16 protein-coding genes are annotated in these 15,570 nt (G+C 70.8%); 13 read left to right on the top strand and 3 right to left on the bottom strand.

The window, feature by feature from the left end; translation table 11 throughout:
- Window positions 1–70 precede the first annotated feature (70 nt).
- On the bottom strand, window positions 71–895 hold the full coding sequence (locus tag SSPS47_RS09690) for a DUF3097 domain-containing protein (protein WP_147872990.1): 825 nt from the start codon (window positions 893–895) through the stop codon (window positions 71–73).
- Window positions 896–951: 56 nt separating this feature from the next.
- Complete coding sequence (locus tag SSPS47_RS09685) at window positions 952–1,671, bottom strand: MBL fold metallo-hydrolase (RefSeq protein ID WP_164250264.1); 720 nt, start codon at window positions 1,669–1,671, stop codon at window positions 952–954.
- 165 nt (window positions 1,672–1,836) lie between these two features.
- Here SSPS47_RS09685 and hrcA point away from each other — a divergent pair, with 165 nt between their 5' ends.
- The 11 genes from hrcA to SSPS47_RS09630 all read left to right on the top strand — a co-directional run bounded on the left by hrcA (window position 1,837) and on the right by SSPS47_RS09630 (window position 13,005).
- Complete coding sequence (hrcA, locus tag SSPS47_RS09680) at window positions 1,837–2,853, top strand: heat-inducible transcriptional repressor HrcA (RefSeq protein WP_023541911.1); 1,017 nt, start codon at window positions 1,837–1,839, stop codon at window positions 2,851–2,853.
- Complete coding sequence (gene dnaJ, locus SSPS47_RS09675) at window positions 2,854–3,987, top strand: molecular chaperone DnaJ (RefSeq protein ID WP_147872988.1); 1,134 nt, start codon at window positions 2,854–2,856, stop codon at window positions 3,985–3,987.
- Window positions 3,988–4,110: 123 nt separating this feature from the next.
- Window positions 4,111–5,184, top strand: a complete 1,074-nt coding sequence (locus SSPS47_RS09670) for a nitronate monooxygenase (protein WP_164250262.1) — start codon at window positions 4,111–4,113, stop codon at window positions 5,182–5,184.
- Window positions 5,181–5,921 carry a 16S rRNA (uracil(1498)-N(3))-methyltransferase gene (locus tag SSPS47_RS09665; RefSeq protein ID WP_164250260.1) on the top strand — a complete coding sequence of 247 codons (741 nt, stop codon included), beginning with the start codon at window positions 5,181–5,183 and terminating at the stop codon, window positions 5,919–5,921. The genes SSPS47_RS09670 and SSPS47_RS09665 overlap by 4 nt, the downstream gene beginning before the upstream one ends.
- Before the next feature lie 100 nt (window positions 5,922–6,021).
- Window positions 6,022–6,381, top strand: a complete 360-nt coding sequence (locus tag SSPS47_RS09660) for a histidine triad nucleotide-binding protein (protein WP_147872985.1) — start codon at window positions 6,022–6,024, stop codon at window positions 6,379–6,381.
- 12 nt (window positions 6,382–6,393) lie between these two features.
- A complete protein-coding gene (locus SSPS47_RS09655) occupies window positions 6,394–7,302 on the top strand; it encodes a ribonuclease Z (protein WP_164250259.1) in 909 nt (302 codons plus the stop codon).
- A 108-nt stretch (window positions 7,303–7,410) separates the two neighbouring features.
- On the top strand, window positions 7,411–8,523 hold the full coding sequence (locus tag SSPS47_RS09650) for a PfkB family carbohydrate kinase (protein WP_239064827.1): 1,113 nt from the start codon (window positions 7,411–7,413) through the stop codon (window positions 8,521–8,523).
- Between the two features lie 161 nt (window positions 8,524–8,684).
- Window positions 8,685–10,796 carry a PhoH family protein gene (locus SSPS47_RS09645; RefSeq protein ID WP_164250257.1) on the top strand — a complete coding sequence of 704 codons (2,112 nt, stop codon included), beginning with the start codon at window positions 8,685–8,687 and terminating at the stop codon, window positions 10,794–10,796.
- A 51-nt stretch (window positions 10,797–10,847) separates the two neighbouring features.
- Window positions 10,848–11,345, top strand: a complete 498-nt coding sequence (ybeY, locus tag SSPS47_RS09640) for an rRNA maturation RNase YbeY (protein ID WP_147872981.1) — start codon at window positions 10,848–10,850, stop codon at window positions 11,343–11,345.
- On the top strand, window positions 11,342–12,628 hold the full coding sequence (locus tag SSPS47_RS09635) for a hemolysin family protein (protein ID WP_164250255.1): 1,287 nt from the start codon (window positions 11,342–11,344) through the stop codon (window positions 12,626–12,628). The genes ybeY and SSPS47_RS09635 overlap by 4 nt, the downstream gene beginning before the upstream one ends.
- A gap of 23 nt (window positions 12,629–12,651) precedes the next feature.
- Window positions 12,652–13,005, top strand: a complete 354-nt coding sequence (locus tag SSPS47_RS09630) for an MmcQ/YjbR family DNA-binding protein (protein ID WP_164254476.1) — start codon at window positions 12,652–12,654, stop codon at window positions 13,003–13,005.
- Window positions 13,006–13,018: 13 nt separating this feature from the next.
- On the opposite strand, the gene SSPS47_RS09625 is transcribed toward SSPS47_RS09630, so the two are convergent.
- Complete coding sequence (locus tag SSPS47_RS09625) at window positions 13,019–14,425, bottom strand: polysaccharide pyruvyl transferase family protein (RefSeq protein WP_164250253.1); 1,407 nt, start codon at window positions 14,423–14,425, stop codon at window positions 13,019–13,021.
- Window positions 14,426–14,754: 329 nt separating this feature from the next.
- Between SSPS47_RS09625 and SSPS47_RS09620 the strand changes: the two genes are divergently transcribed.
- Window positions 14,755–15,123: a VOC family protein gene (locus tag SSPS47_RS09620; protein ID WP_147872978.1), complete on the top strand. Its 369-nt coding sequence runs from the start codon at window positions 14,755–14,757 to the stop codon at window positions 15,121–15,123.
- Between the two features lie 47 nt (window positions 15,124–15,170).
- A complete protein-coding gene (locus SSPS47_RS09615; RefSeq protein WP_164250251.1) occupies window positions 15,171–15,524 on the top strand; it encodes a cytidine deaminase in 354 nt (117 codons plus the stop codon).
- Window positions 15,525–15,570: the final 46 nt, after the last annotated feature.

Raw genomic sequence — 15,570 nt, 5'->3', positions numbered from 1 at the left:
GCCACCGGCCCGCACCAACCGAGCCCGGCCGGCGATTGAGGCCAGAACGGCCCGCACCGCGCGGACCCGGTCAGCCCACACCCGGCTCCGTGACGAAGTCGATCAGTTCCTCCACCCGCCCCAGCAACGCCGGCTCCAGGTCCCTGTACGACCGCACCGAGGCCAGGATCCGCTGCCACGCCGCACCGGTGTTTTCCGGCCAGCCCAGCTCGCGGCACACCCCCGTCTTCCAGTCCTGGCCCCGAGGGATCGTCGGCCACGCCGGGATGCCGACCGACGACGGCTTCACCGCCTGCCAGACGTCGATGTACGGGTGGCCCACGATCAGGACGTCGTCCCCCGTGACCTGCTCCGCGAGGCGGGACTCCTTCGAGCCGGGCACCAGGTGGTCGACCAGCACACCGAGGCGCGCGTCCGCCGCCGGGCCGAACTCCGCGACGATCGCCGGGAGATCGTCGATGCCCTCCAGGTACTCCACCACCACGCCCTCGATCCGCAGGTCGTCGCCCCAGACCCGCTCGACCAGCTCCGCGTCGTGCCGCCCCTCGACGTAGATGCGTCCCGCACGGGCCACCCGGGCGCGCGCCCCCGGGACGGCGACCGAGCCGGAGGCCGTGCGGGTGGGGCGGGCGGGGCCGCCGGCGGTGGGGCGGACCAGCGTGACGACCCGGCCTTCGAGCATGAATCCGCGCTCCACCAGCGGGAACACCCGGTGTTTGCCGAAGCGGTCCTCCAGGGTGACCGTCGGCCCCTCGGCGGTCTTCTCGCAGCGGATCACCGCGCCGCAGAAGCCCGTCGACACCTCCTCGACCACCAGATCCGGTTCGGCGGGCACCTCGGGCACCGGATTCGAACGCTTCCAGGGCGGGGTCAGATCGGGGCTGTAACTGCGCATCCGCCGACGATATCGGGGCCCCGCGCCACCCCGTGCGGGAACTCGCGGCCGACCGGTCACGCCGTGCCGAAACGCGCCGCCAGTTCGTCGCGCTGCGCCCGCACGAACGCCGCGTCGACGGCGGCACCGTGGCCGGGAACGTACAGCGCGTCGTCGCCGCCCAGCGCCAGCAGCCGGTCCAGCGCGGCCGGCCAGCGTGCCGGGACCGCGTCGTCGCCGGCCTGTGGTTCGCCCGACTCCTCGACCAGGTCACCGCAGAAGACGACCTCGCGTTCGCCGGGGACGAGCAGCGCGAGATCGTGGCCGGAGTGCCCCGGTCCGATATTGGCGAGAAGTACCTGCCGCCCGCCGAGATCGAGCGTCGACTCGCCGGACACCGCGTGCTGCGGCGCGACCAGTACGTCCACGGCCTCCGCGGCGTCGGCGACGTCCACCCCGTGCCGTACGGCGGAGGCGCGCAGGCTCTCGCGGTCGCGCGGGAGCAGCTCCGCCAGGCCGACCGCGCCGTACACCCGCGCACCGGAGAAGGCCGCGGTCCCCAGGACATGGTCGAAGTGGGGATGGCTGAGCGCGATGTGCGTCACGCGCCGACCGCACAGCGCCTGCGCCTGGGCGCGGATCTCGGCGCCCTCACGGAGCGTCGAGCCCGTGTCGTACAGGAGTACGGCGTCCTCACCCACGACCAGCCCGACCGTCGCATCCCAGCCAGGGAGCCTGCGTCTGCCGACTCCCGGTGCGATGCCTTCCCAGCCGTGCTCTTCCCAACGGACGTTCATACGACGACGCTATCGGTGGGGACGGCGGTGCCGCGCGCGGTAGCGTGACCGGTCGGCCTTGCTAGGGGCGTACCTCACGGCCGTACACTGGCCCGGGGAATGCTGGCACTCCAACGCACCGAGTGCCAAGCCGGATCCGAGGAACCAGAGCTGGAGGTGTGCGCGATGCTGAGCGAACGCAGGCTTGAGGTGCTGCGCGCCATCGTCCAGGACTATGTCGGCACTGAGGAGCCCGTCGGCTCCAAGGCGCTGACCGAGCGGCACAAGCTCGGTGTCTCCCCGGCCACTGTCCGTAACGACATGGCCGTCCTGGAGGACGAGGGCTTCATCGCCCAGCCCCACACGAGTGCGGGGCGTATTCCGACGGACAAGGGCTACCGGCTCTTCGTCGACCGGCTGGCGGGCGTCAAGCCCCTGTCGGCGCCGGAGCGCAGGGCCATCCAGAACTTTCTCGACAGCGCCGTCGATCTGGACGACGTGGTGGGCCGTACGGTGCGGCTGCTCGCGCAGCTGACCCGGCAGGTCGCGGTCGTGCAGTACCCCTCGCTGACGCGCTCGACGGTGCGGCACGTGGAGCTGCTCTCGCTGGCCCCCGCGCGGCTGATGCTGGTCCTGATCACCGACACCGGCCGGGTCGAGCAGCGCATGATCGACTGCCCGGTGCCGTTCGGGGACACGTCGCTGGCGGACCTGCGGGCCAGGCTCAACGCCCGGGTCGTCGGCCGCCGGTTCTCGGACGTGCCGCTGCTGGTGCAGGAGCTGCCCGAGTCCTTCGACCTGGAGGACCGGGGCACGGTGACCACGGTCCTGGCGACGCTGCTGGAGACGCTGGTCGAGGAGACCGAGGAGCGGCTGATGATCGGCGGCACCGCCAATCTGACGCGCTTCGGGCACGACTTCCCCCTGACGATCCGGCCGGTGCTGGAGGCACTTGAGGAGCAGGTCGTGCTCCTCAGGCTGCTCGGCGAGGCCGAGGACTCGGGCATGACCGTACGAATCGGGCACGAGAACGCCCACGAGGGCCTCAACTCCACGTCCGTCGTCGCGGTCGGCTACGGTTCGGGCGACGAGGCAGTCGCCAAACTCGGCGTGGTCGGACCGACCCGCATGGACTACCCCGGAACGATGGGAGCGGTACGCGCAGTGGCACGTTACGTCGGACAGATCCTGGCGGAGTCGTAAGTGGCCACGGACTACTACGCCGTACTCGGCGTACGCCGCGACGCGTCCCAGGACGAGATCAAGAAGGCATTCCGCAGGCTCGCCCGCGAGCTGCACCCGGATGTCAATCCCGATCCCAAGACGCAGGAGCGCTTCAAGGAGATCAACGCCGCCTACGAGGTGTTGTCGGACCCGCAGAAGAAGCAGGTCTACGACCTCGGCGGCGACCCGCTCTCGCAGGCGGGCGGCGGCGCGGGCGGATTCGGGGCCGGTGGCTTCGGCAACTTCTCCGACATCATGGACGCGTTCTTCGGGACGTCGCAGCAGCGTGGCCCGAGGTCGCGGACGCGGCGCGGCCAGGACGCGATGATCCGGCTGGAGATCGACCTCAACGAGGCGGCCTTCGGCACCACCAAGGACATCCAGGTCGACACGGCGGTCGTCTGTACGACCTGCTCGGGCGAGGGCGCCGCACCCGGCACCTCCGCGCAGACCTGCGACATGTGCCGCGGTCGCGGCGAGGTCTCGCAGGTCACGCGGTCCTTCCTGGGCCAGGTCATGACATCGCGGCCGTGTCCGCAGTGCCAGGGCTTCGGTACGGTCGTGCCGACCCCCTGCCCCGAGTGCGCCGGCGACGGCCGCATCCGCTCGCGCCGCACGCTCACGGTCAAGATCCCGGCGGGTGTCGACAACGGCACCCGCATCCAGCTCTCCGGTGAGGGCGAGGTCGGCCCCGGCGGCGGGCCGGCGGGCGATCTGTACGTCGAGATCCACGAATCGCCGCACGCGGTGTTCCAGCGTCGCGGCGACGATCTGCACTGCACGGTGACCATCCCGATGACGGCGGCGGCGCTGGGCACCCAGTGTCCGCTGGAGACACTGGACGGCGTCGAGGACATCGACGTCCGGCCGGGCACCCAGTCGGGCCAGTCGATCCCGCTCCACGGCCGCGGCATCACGCATCTGCGCGGGGGCGGCCGGGGCGACCTGATCGTCCATGTCGAGGTCATGACCCCGTCGAAACTCGACCCGGAGCAGGAGCGGTTGCTGCGCGAGCTGGCGAAGCTCAGGGGCGAGGAACGGCCCACCGGCCAGTTTCAACCGGGTCAACAGGGGCTTTTCTCAAGGCTGAAGGACGCGTTCAACGGCCGTTAGGGCCCGGTCCGGCCGAATCGGCGGGCGTTGCGCCCCCGATCGCCGGACGGACCGCGCATGCGGTCCGTCCGGCGATCGCGGTCCGCATTCGGCACCCCACCGGCGGCATGGCACGATGCGTGCATGTCCTCCGTGTTGACCGACATCTGCCGGTATCCGATCGTGCAGGCCCCCATGGCCGGCGGCGCGTCCTGCCCGCGGTTGGTCGCGGCCGTCGGTGACGCCGGAGGGCTCGGATTCCTCGCCGCCGGGTACAAGACCGCCGACGGTATGTACCAGGAGGTCAAACAGCTCCGGGGACTCAGCGGCAGCGCCTTCGGGATCAATCTGTTCATGCCGCAGCCGCACCACGACGACCACGCCGCCGTGGAGGTCTACCGCGATCAGCTCGCCGGTGAGGCGACCTGGTACGAGACGCCCCTCGGCGACCCCGAGGCGGGCCGTGACGACGGGTACGAGGCCAAGCTCGCGATACTCCTCGACGACCCCGTCCCTGTGGTGTCGTTCACCTTCGGCTGCCCCACGCCCACCACGCTCGACGCCTTCACCCGCGTCGGCACCCTCACCGTCGTCACGGTGACCACGCCCGAGGAGGCCCAGACCGCCGAGTGGTCCGGCGCCGACGTCGTCTGCGTCCAGGGCATCGAGGCAGGCGGCCACCAGGGCACGCACCGCGACGACCCCGCGACCGACGGCGCGGGCCTCGGGCTGCTGTCGCTCGTCACACAGGTACGCGACTCCGTGACGCTGCCGGTCATCGCGGCCGGCGGGCTCATGCGCGGCGGCCAGATCGCCGCCGTACTCGCCGCGGGCGCCGACGCCGCCCAGTTCGGCACCGCCTTCCTCGTCTGCCCGGAGTCCGGTGCCCACGCCCTCCACAAGCGCGCCATGACCGATCCGCTGTTCACCCGGACCGAGCTCACCCGCGCCTTCTCCGGCCGGCCCGCGCGGGGTCTCGTCAACCGCTTCATGCGCGAACACGGCCCCTACGCCCCGCCCGCGTACCCCGCGGTGCACCACCTCACCGCCGGGCTGCGCAAGGCCGCCGCCAAGGTCGGCGACCCCCAGGGCATGGCCCTGTGGGCCGGCCAGGGCCACCGGATGGCCCGCGATCTGCCCGCCGGGCGGCTCGTCGAGGTCCTCGCCGACGAACTCGAAGCCGCCCGCGCCTCGTTGACCCCGGGAAACACCTCATGACCGCACCTGTCTTCGTCGTCGACACCGCCGAGACCCTGCGGCCCGGCACCGTCACGCTGGACGGCCCCGAGGGCCGCCACGCGGTCTCCGTAAGGAGGCTGCGCGTCGGTGAGGAGGTCGTCCTGACCGACGGCGCCGGGACCGGCGCACACGGGACGGTCGCGGCCGTCCACGGCAAGGACCGGCTGGAGGTGGCCGTCACCGGCGTACGGACCGAGGACCGGCACGCGCCGCGCATCACCGTCGTGCAGGCCCTGCCCAAGGGCGACCGGGGCGAGGTGTCCGTCGAGACGATGACCGAGACCGGCGTCGACGCGATCGTGCCCTGGCAGGCCGCCCGCTGCATCACCCAGTGGAGGGGCGAGCGGGGCGCGAAGGCCCTGGCCAAGTGGCGCGCCACCGCCCGCGAGGCGGGCAAGCAGTCCCGCAGGCTCCGCTTCCCCGAGGTCGCGGAGGCGGTGTCCTCCAAAGAGGTCGCGGTCCTCCTCGGGGCCGCCGACTTCGCCGCCGTCCTGCACGAGGACGGCAGCGAACCGCTGGCCACCGCCGAACTCCCGGACGCCGGAAGCATCGTGCTGGTCGTCGGACCCGAGGGCGGCGTCTCCCCGGACGAGTTGGCGCTGTTCGCGAACGCCGGGGCCGCCCCGTACCGGCTCGGCCGCACCGTACTGCGCACCTCCACCGCCGGCACGGCCGCCTGCGCGCTGCTCCTGGGCCGCACCGGCCGCTGGTCCTGATCGCCGGGCGGACACCTCCCGGCGCCGACGGGCGGATAGCATGCCTCCGTACGGAAGCGACCAGGCACGACCGGCCGACCGACGCGAGGAGACCCGGACCATGGCGGGAGAACGACAGGCCGACTGCCTGTTCTGCAAGATCGTCGCCGGGGAGGTGCCCGCCACCGTCGTGCGTGAGACGGACACCACCATGGCCTTCAGGGACATTAACCCGCAGGCCCCCACCCATGTGCTGGTGATCCCCAAGGTCCACTACCCGGACGCGGCGTCGCTCGCAGCCGCCGAGCCGCAGATCGCCGCCGACATCCTGCGCGAGTCCGCCGAGGTCGCCGCCGAGGACAAGACCGTCGGCAGCGGCTACCGGATCGTCTTCAACACCGGCAGCGGCGCCGGCCAGACCGTCTTCCACGCCCACGCACACGTACTGGGCGGACGCGGCCTCAACTGGCCCCCCGGGTAGGCGGCCGACACCGTGTCCGTACGAGAGCTCGTCGTCCTCGGCACCGCCAGCCAGGTCCCCACCCGGCACCGCAACCACAACGGCTATCTGCTGCGCTGGGACGGCGAGGGCATCCTCTTCGACCCGGGCGACGGCACCCAGCGCCAGATGGCGCGCGCCTCGGTCGCCGCGTACGACATCAACCGGATCTGCGTCACGCACTTCCACGGCGACCACTCGCTCGGCCTCGCCGGAGTGATCCAGCGCATCAACCTGGACGGCGTCCCGCACGAGGTCACCGCGCACTACCCGGCGAGCGGGCACGTCTTCTTCAGGAGGCTGCGTTACGCGACGGCGTACCGCGAGAGCGTCGACATCACCGAGGCACCCGTCGAGGCCGACGGCGTACTCGCGCGGACCGACTCGTACACCCTGCGGGCGCACAAGCTCTCGCATCCCGTCGAGTCCTACGGCTACCGGATCACCGAGCCCGACGGCCGCAGGATGCTGCCCGAACGCCTCGCCGCGCACGGCATCGCAGGTCCCGACGTGGGACGCCTGCGGCGGGACGGCGAACTGCGCGGGGTGACGCTCGCCGACGTCAGCGAGGAGCGCAGGGGCCAGAGCTTCGCGTTCGTCATGGACACCCGGCTCTGCGACGGTGTGCACGCCCTGGCCGACGGCTGCGACATGCTGGTCATCGAGTCCACCTTCCTCGACGAGGACCACCAACTGGCCGCAGACCACGGTCATCTGACGGCGGGCCAGGCGGGGGCGGTGGCACGGGAGGCCGGCGTACGGCACCTCGTACTGACGCACTTCTCGCAGCGCTACAGCGACCCGGCGGAGTTCGAGCGGCAGGCCAGGGCGGCCGGATACGACGGCGAGCTGACCGTCGCTGCGGACCTCGTACGGGTGCCGCTCCCCAAGCGCTCCGGCTGACCCGCGCCCGGTCGGCCGGCGGCGGCCCCCACGGCCCCGCCGTCACGCCGACTGTCGGTGCCATCGGGCACACTGTCCGGATCCGTACGCCGATCCGGGAGCGCGACCGTGACCCCACGTGAAGGAACCCCGCAGGCACACACCGCCGATGTCGACCCGCTGGGCGCCCTGCGCGCCCCCGACGACCCGGACTGCGACGTCTACCTCACCGGCACGGTCTTCCTCGACATCATCTTCACCGGCCTCGACAGCGCCCCCGTGCGCGGCACCGAGTCCTGGGCCAGGGGCATGGGTTCGAGCCCCGGCGGCATCGCCAACATGGCCAGCGCGCTGGCCCGGCTGGGACTGCGCACCTCGCTGTCGGCCGCCTTCGGCGACGACCACTACGGGGAGTACTGCTGGGACGCGCTGGAGCAGGGCGAGGGCATCGACCTCTCCCGTTCACGCACCGTCCCCGGCTGGCACTCACCGGTCACGGTCTCCATGGCGTACGAGGGCGAGCGCACGATGGTCTCGCACGGCCACGAGGCGCCGCCGCCCGAGGGCACCCTGCCCGAGTGCCCGCCACGCGCGCGTGGCGCCGTCGCCGCGCTCACACCGGGCCGCAGCGAGGGGTGGATCGCCCGCGCCGCCGGGCACGGCGCGCGCGTCTTCGCCGACGTGGGGTGGGACGACACCGGCCGCTGGGACCTCGCCGGGCTCCCCGACCTCGCGCACTGCGAGGCGTTCCTGCCCAACGCGCAGGAGGCGATGCGCTACACCCGGGCGGACTGCCCCAAGGCCGCCGCGCGGGCGCTCGCCGAGCTGGTGCCGCTGGTGGTCGTGACCCTGGGCGCGGAGGGCGCGTACGCGGTCGACAGCGCCACCGGCGCCACCGCCGAGGTGCCGGCCATCGACGTGGAGGCGCTCGACCCGACGGGCGCGGGCGACGTGTTCGTCGCCGGGTTCGTCACCGGCACCCTCGCCGGCTGGCCGCTCGCCGACCGGCTCGCCTTCTCCGGGCTCACGGCGGCCCTTTCCGTCCAGGAGTTCGGCGGATCACTGTCCTCGCCCGGCTGGGCGGAGGTCGCCGCCTGGTGGAGCTATGTCCAGGAGTCGTCGGACCAGGACCCGGCGGCCCTGCGGCGGTACGCCTTCCTGGCCGGTCTCCTGCCCGCGCCGAGCAGGCCGTGGCCGCTGCGCCGGGCCGTGCCGACGATCGGGTTCGGCCGCTCGGGCTGACGCGGCGGGGCCCTCGCGGCGGCTCTTCGGACCGCCCGCCGGAAAGGCGCGCGGAAAAGCCCTACGGGCTTGTCAGTGCGGAGTCGTACGCTGGTACCCAGAGGTTGTCGAGCGGCGAGAACCCCGCAACGGGAGGTATGTGCAGGCCACAGTGCCGGCCCATGACTCAGACACCCACAGTCCCTACCCCCGCGCCCGGTCAGGCGCGAGCCCACTTCACCATCCCGGCCAGGCACCCGATGGTGACGATCCTGGGTTCCGGTGACTCGCTGTTGCGCGTGATCGAGAAGGCGTTCCCGGCCGCCGACATCCATGTCCGGGGCAATCAGATCAGTGCCGTGGGCGACGCGGCCGAGGTCGCGCTGATCCAGAGCCTGTTCGACGAGATGATGCTGGTGCTCCGCACCGGTCAGCCGATGACGGAGGACGCAGTGGAACGCTCGATCGCCATGCTCAGGGCGAGCGAGAACGGCGGCGCGGACGGACCCGAGACCCCCGCCGAAGTTCTCACGCAGAACATCGTCTCCAGCCGTGGCCGCACGATCCGCCCCAAGACGCTCAACCAGAAGCGTTACGTGGACGCGATCGACAAGCACACGATCGTCTTCGGCATCGGCCCGGCGGGCACCGGCAAGACCTATCTCGCCATGGCCAAGGCCGTGCAGGCCCTCCAGTCCAAGCAGGTCACCAGGATCATCCTGACCAGGCCCGCGGTGGAGGCGGGGGAGCGGCTCGGCTTCCTGCCCGGCACGCTGTACGAGAAGATCGACCCGTATCTGCGCCCGCTCTACGACGCGCTGCACGACATGCTCGACCCCGACTCGATCCCGCGCCTGATGGCGGCGGGCACGATCGAGGTCGCACCCCTGGCTTACATGCGCGGCAGGGCCCAGCCTGTGTTCACCAAGGTGCTGACGCCGTCCGGCTTCCGGCCCATCGGTGAGCTGGCGGTGGGCGACCTGGTCATCGGGTCCAACGGCGAGCCGACACCGGTCCTCGGCGTGTATCCGCAGGGCGAGAAGGACATCTACCGGGTCACGGCACAGGACGGGTCGTCGACCCTCTGCTGCGGTGACCATCTCTGGACGGTCAGGACCGCGTCGGACCGACGGCGTGACAAGCCCTGGCGGGTCCTGGAGACGAAGGAGATGATCGGCAACCTCCGTGCGGCGCACGCGCGCAGGTACGAACTGCCGATGCTCACCCAGCCGGTGTGCTTCCCGGAGCGGGAGGTACCCATGGATGCCTACGCTCTCGGGCTGTTGCTCGGTGACGGGTGTCTGACCGGTTCCACCACGCCGTCATTCGCCACCGCCGACGCCGAGCTGATCCCTCTGCTGGAGGCCGCGCTGCCCGGTGTCTCGGTGACGTGGAAGGACCGCGTCGACTACACCCTGAACAGGGTGAAGGCCCCGGGTGACGTGATGACTCTGGAGAGTCCCGTCACGAAGGTTCTTCGGGAACTGGATCTCCTCGGTACCAGGTCGTGCTCCAAGTTCGTCCCCGACGCCTACCTGTACAACTCCGCGGATGTGCGGCTGGCCCTGCTTCAGGGACTGCTGGATTCCGACGGCGGCCCCGTGGCGCAGTCCGACCGGAGCTGCCGTATCCAGTACACGACGACGTCGATCCTGCTGCGCGACGATGTCATCAGCCTGGTCCAGTCCTTGGGCGGCGTCGCCTACTCACGTCGCAGGGCGGCAGCGGACAGGCGGCCGGGCAGGGTCAACGGCCGGGACGTGGAGCACCGCAGGGACGCTCACGTGATCGACATCCGCCTCCCGGAGGGCGTCGAGCCCTTCCGTCTCGCACGCAAGCGTGAGAAGTATCTGGCGAGCGGCGGCGGGGGCCGGCCGATGCGATTCATCGACCGGATCGATCCCGCGGGCCGGGAGGAGGCGGTGTGCATCCAGGTGGCAGCCGAGGACTCGCTGTACGTCACTGAGGACTATCTGCTGACGCACAACACGCTGAACGACGCCTTCATCATCCTCGACGAGGCGCAGAACACCAGCTCGCAGCAGATGAAGATGTTCCTGACGAGGCTCGGCTTCGACTCGAAGATCGTCATCACCGGCGATGTCACCCAGGTCGACCTCCCCGGCGGCACGAAGAGCGGCCTGCGCCAGGTCCAGGACATCCTGCACGACGTCGAGGACGTGCACTTCTCCCGGCTCACATCGGACGATGTCGTCCGGCACAAGCTCGTCGGCCGTATCGTCGACGCCTACGAGCAGTACGACAGCCGCAACGGCAACGAACAGCACAGCTGAGCCGGCACCCCGCGGCCCAGCGGCACCTATCCGGGAGAGTCACACCGCACCATGTCGATCGACGTCAACAACGAGTCAGGCACCGAGGTCGACGAGCAGGCGATCCTCGGGGCCGCCCGCTACGCGCTCACCCGGATGCGTATCCACCCCCTCTCCGAGCTCTCGGTGATCGTGGTGGACTCCGCCGCCATGGAGCAGCTGCACATGCAGTGGATGGACCTCCCCGGTCCGACCGACGTCATGTCCTTCCCGATGGACGAGCTGCGTCCACCGGTGAAGGACGACGAGGAGCCCCCCCAGGGGCTCCTCGGTGACGTCGTGCTCTGCCCGGAGGTCGCGAAGACCCAGGGCGAGGAAGCGCCGACGCGGCACTCCATGGACGAGGAGCTTCAGCTCCTCACCGTCCACGGTGTCCTGCACCTCCTCGGGTACGACCACGAGGAGCCGGACGAGAAGGCCGAGATGTTCGGCCTCCAGGCGGCCATCGTGGACGGCTGGCGGGCCGAACAGGGCCTCACCGGTCCCTCTCCCGCACCGACCGTCTCGTGATCACGCAACTGATCATCGGGGCCGTCGCGCTGGTCGTCGTCGCCTGGCTGGCGGCCTGCGCCGAGGCGGGGCTCGCCCGCGTCTCCACGTTCCGCGCGGCCGAGGCGGAGCGCTCCGGGCGGCGCGGCGCCGACAAGCTGGCGCAGATCGCCGCCGACCCGACGCGGTATCTCAACGTGGCGCTGCTGGTGCGGGTCGCCTGCGAGATGGCGGCCGGCGTGCTGGTCACGTACGTCTGCCTGGAGGAGTTCGAGGACACCTGGGTCTCGCTGGTCGTCGCGATCGGCGTGATGGTCCTCGTGAGCTATGTCGCCGTGGGCGTCTCCCCGCGCACCATCGGCCGCCAGCACCCGCTGAACACGGCGACCGCCGCGGCGTACGTACTGCTGCCGCTGGCCCGGATCATGGGGCCGGTCCCGCAGCTGCTGATCCTCCTGGGCAACGCCCTCACGCCGGGCAAGGGTTTCCGCAAGGGACCGTTCGCGAGCGAGGCCGAGCTGCGGGCGATGGTCGACCTCGCCGAGCAGGAGTCGCTGATCGAGGACGACGAGCGCCGGATGGTGCACTCGGTCTTCGAGCTCGGGGACACCCTGGTGCGGGAGGTCATGGTGCCGCGTACGGACCTGGTCTGCATCGAGCGTTACAAGACGATCAGGCAGGCCCTGACGCTGGCGCTGCGCTCCGGCTTCTCCAGGATCCCGGTCACGGGGGAGAACGAGGACGACATCGTCGGCATCGTCTACCTCAAGGACCTCGTCAGGAAGACGCACATCAACCGTGACTCCGAGGCCGATCTGGTCTCCACGGCGATGCGCCCGGCGGCGTTCGTACCGGACACGAAGAACGCGGGCGATCTGCTGCGGGAGATGCAGCAGGAGCGCAATCACGTCGCCGTCGTCATCGACGAGTACGGCGGCACGGCCGGCATCGTGACGATCGAGGACATCCTGGAGGAGATCGTCGGCGAGATCACGGACGAGTACGACCGTGAGCTGCCGCCCGTCGAGGAGACGGGCACCGACTCCTACCGGGTCACCGCCCGGCTCGACATCGGCGATCTCGGGGAGCTGTACGGGCTCGACGAGTTCGACGACGAGGATGTGGAGACGGTCGGCGGTCTGCTCGCGAAGGCGCTGGGCCGGGTGCCGATCGCCGGGGCCAGCGCACTGGTGGAGCTGCCGGACGGACGCACGCTGCGGCTGACGGCGGAGTCCCCGGCGGGCCGGCGGAACAAGATCGTGACGGTCCTCGCGGAGCCGGCCGAGCGGACGGCGGCGCGATGAGCCGCGCGGCACGGGAGGGCTCGCTGTCGCGGGACGAACTGCGCGCGTTCTGCCTGGAGTTCAACGCCGTGACGGAGGAGTTCCCCTTCAACCCGGAGACCTCGGTCTTCAAGGTCGTGGGGAAGGTGTTCGCGCTCACCGCCCTGGACGCCGAGCCGCTGAAGGTCTCGCTCAAGTGCGACCCGGACGAGGCGATCCGCCTGCGTGCCGCTCATCCGCAGATCGTCCCCGGCTGGCACCTCAACAAGCGGCACTGGAACACGGTCACCGTCGCCGGGCTGCCCGGTGGGACGGTGCGTGAGCTGGTCGAGGACAGTTACGACCTGGTGGTGGCCGGTCTGCCGAAGGCGGAGCGCCTCCGGCTGGACCGGCCGTGACAGGGGCCCGGCCTCAGCTGTTGGGCCGCAGCCTGCGGCGCACCTGACGCCGGACCGCCGGACCGATCCGCAGCGGCGAGCCGTTCTCCAGATCGGCCAGACGCCGCTCCATGGAGTTGAGCTTCTTCTGGAGTTCGTTGTTCTTCTTGGTGAGCGTCTCGATTCGGCGGTCGGTGACGGTGTGACGCTCGTGCAGCCGGCTGAACCGGTAGTGCAGCGAGCCGTCGTCCGTGCCGTCCCACACACCGAGGGACGGCGGGAGGTCGAGGGCGCCGAGCCGCAGGTCGAAGGCGGCGCCGCCGTCGCCGTGCGTGAAGGTGTTCTCCAGACCGTTCCGGTCGAGGAAGCCGACGAAGCGGTCGAAGCGCTCCTTGTGCCCGTTCAGCATCTCGCTGAAGTCGGCCTGGTCGTACAGCTCCTGCGGGTGGATGTCGGCGGGCGTGACGCTGAGCATCCGGTGCGGTATGCCGAAGTAGCGGCACAGCTCCAGGGTCCGCGAGTCGTGGACCAGCACGACGCTGGGGGTGCCTGCGAGCAGGGGCGCGATGTTGCCGTGGATGCGGGTGCCGTAGACGAAGTCGTACGTCGCCAGCTCGTCCATCCATGTCTTGGGGTCCAGCGGGACCCTGACCCGGTTCTCCTCGAACAGCGGGTGGGTCAGCCGGCGGGGGAAGCGTGTCTTGGGGCCGGTGACGGCGGAAGTGTCGCCCCAGAAGAGGATCTCGGCGTCGGCGAGGTTCTGCGCGTAGTACCTGAGGTGCGGGAAGCGGCTCAGCGCGTGGCGGGCCAGGCCTTCCAGGTCGCCGACGGTCGTCGCGCCCGGCGACATGTTGATCACGATCCGGGAGCGGGCGTCTATCGTGCCCGGGTCCCGGGGCGTCGGGAAGGTGTCGCCGTGGAGGAACATCGACGGACAGCCGATGACCTCGATGTGCTTCTTGAAGCCGAGCCGCTCCAGGTAGGCGGCGGTCAGCTCACCGCGTACGCCCATGGAGGCGGATCTGTCCAGGACGGCCCTGACGAACCGCTTGACCGAGGTCTCGATGGGCCCCAGCTTGGCGGTGTCGTAGTCATGAGTCGCCTGCGCGCCCACACCCACGACCACGACGGGGATGGTGAGCTGCTCGATGAGGGTGGAGAGCTTGTCCAACGCGCCCTTGAAGGAGGGGCGGAAGGCATTGGCGAGAGGCACGACGAAGACGTCGTACTGCTCATTGATCTGCCGCGCCCGCTCGGCCGTCGGGACGGTGCTGAGCCCGTTGGAGGTGATCTCGGTGCGCTCGGTGAGGAGGATCTTGTGCGCGGCGTCGCTGAAGAGCAGGTTCCCGGAGTTCGTTCCGATCAGGTCCTTCTGGATGAACTCCTGCTGACTGGCGACGTAGAACGGGCTCTTACCAGAGCGTATGAGTATGCGCTTCATAACCTTCTTCCTCGTTTGCTCAGACACACCTGGTCGGGAGCCCGGCAAGCGCTCTCCCCCCACCGGCACCGGTCCTGGTCAGTGACCGGGCCGCATGGAACGGGACGATACCCGAGATCAAAAGCCAGAAGACATGGGTATTTCATGCTTTGTTGGGATGACGTTCATGTGATCTACGGCTCGTGCGTGATGCCGGAATCGCGGGGTTCAACGCTGCGTCAGGCGGGCTGTGCGCTCCGTGTGGAGGCGGCGCTCGGCAGACGGTGGAGCCGGTCCGCCGGGACGCCCGTCACGCGGCGGCCCCCAGTCGTCGGAAGGACACCCCGTCAGTGATCGGCAAACTGCAGTGCGTGGTGCTGGACTGCCCCGATGCGGGGGAACTCGCACATTTCTACCAGGAGCTCCTCGGCGGCGACGTCGATCGGCCCGATCCCCGCTGGGCCGTCGACGACGGCTTCGCCACCCTCCATACCGGGGACGGTCTCGTGTTCGCCTTTCAGCGGGTGCCCGGGTACCGGGCGCCGCGGTGGCCGGACGCCGCGTATCCGCAGCAGTTCCATCTGGATCTCGACGTGGCGGACATCGACCGGGCCCAGGAGCAAGTGCTCGGCCTCGGCGCGACGTTGCTCGCCGTCGACCCCGCCGGGTGGCGGGTCTTCGCCGATCCGGCGGGGCATCCCTTCTGTCTTCTCGGCTGACGAGGGCGGGCCGTGTCGCCGGTGAGGCCGCTCTCTATGCTCGGGCCATGACGCAGAGCACCGACCTCGACCCCGAGGACCGCAAGATCATCACGCTGGCCCGCAGCGCCCGTGCCCGCAACGGGGTGCCCGAGGGGGCGGCCGTGCGGGACGACACCGGGCGGACCTATGTCGCCGGGACCGTCGCTCTCGACTCCCTTGCGCTCAGCGCGCTGCGGACCGCCGTCGCCATGGCCGTCGCGAGTGGCGCCACCTCGCTGGAGGCCGCCGCCGTCGTCACCGACGCGGAGGCGCCGAGCGAGGAGGACCGGGCCGCCGTACGCGATCTCGGCGGGCCCGCGACGCCCGTGCTGGTGGCCGCTCCCGACGGGACCGTGCGGCGACGCGTGAGCGCCGGCTGAGACATCCGGAGGGTCCGTCTCCGGGCCGACTGGTCGGCGGGGGCGG

Source organism: Streptomyces sp. S4.7 (genome assembly GCF_010384365.1).
Lineage (GTDB): Bacteria > Actinomycetota > Actinomycetes > Streptomycetales > Streptomycetaceae > Streptomyces.
The sequence above is the reverse complement of the archived record's forward strand: the minus strand, read 5'-3'. Positions and strand labels throughout refer to the sequence as shown.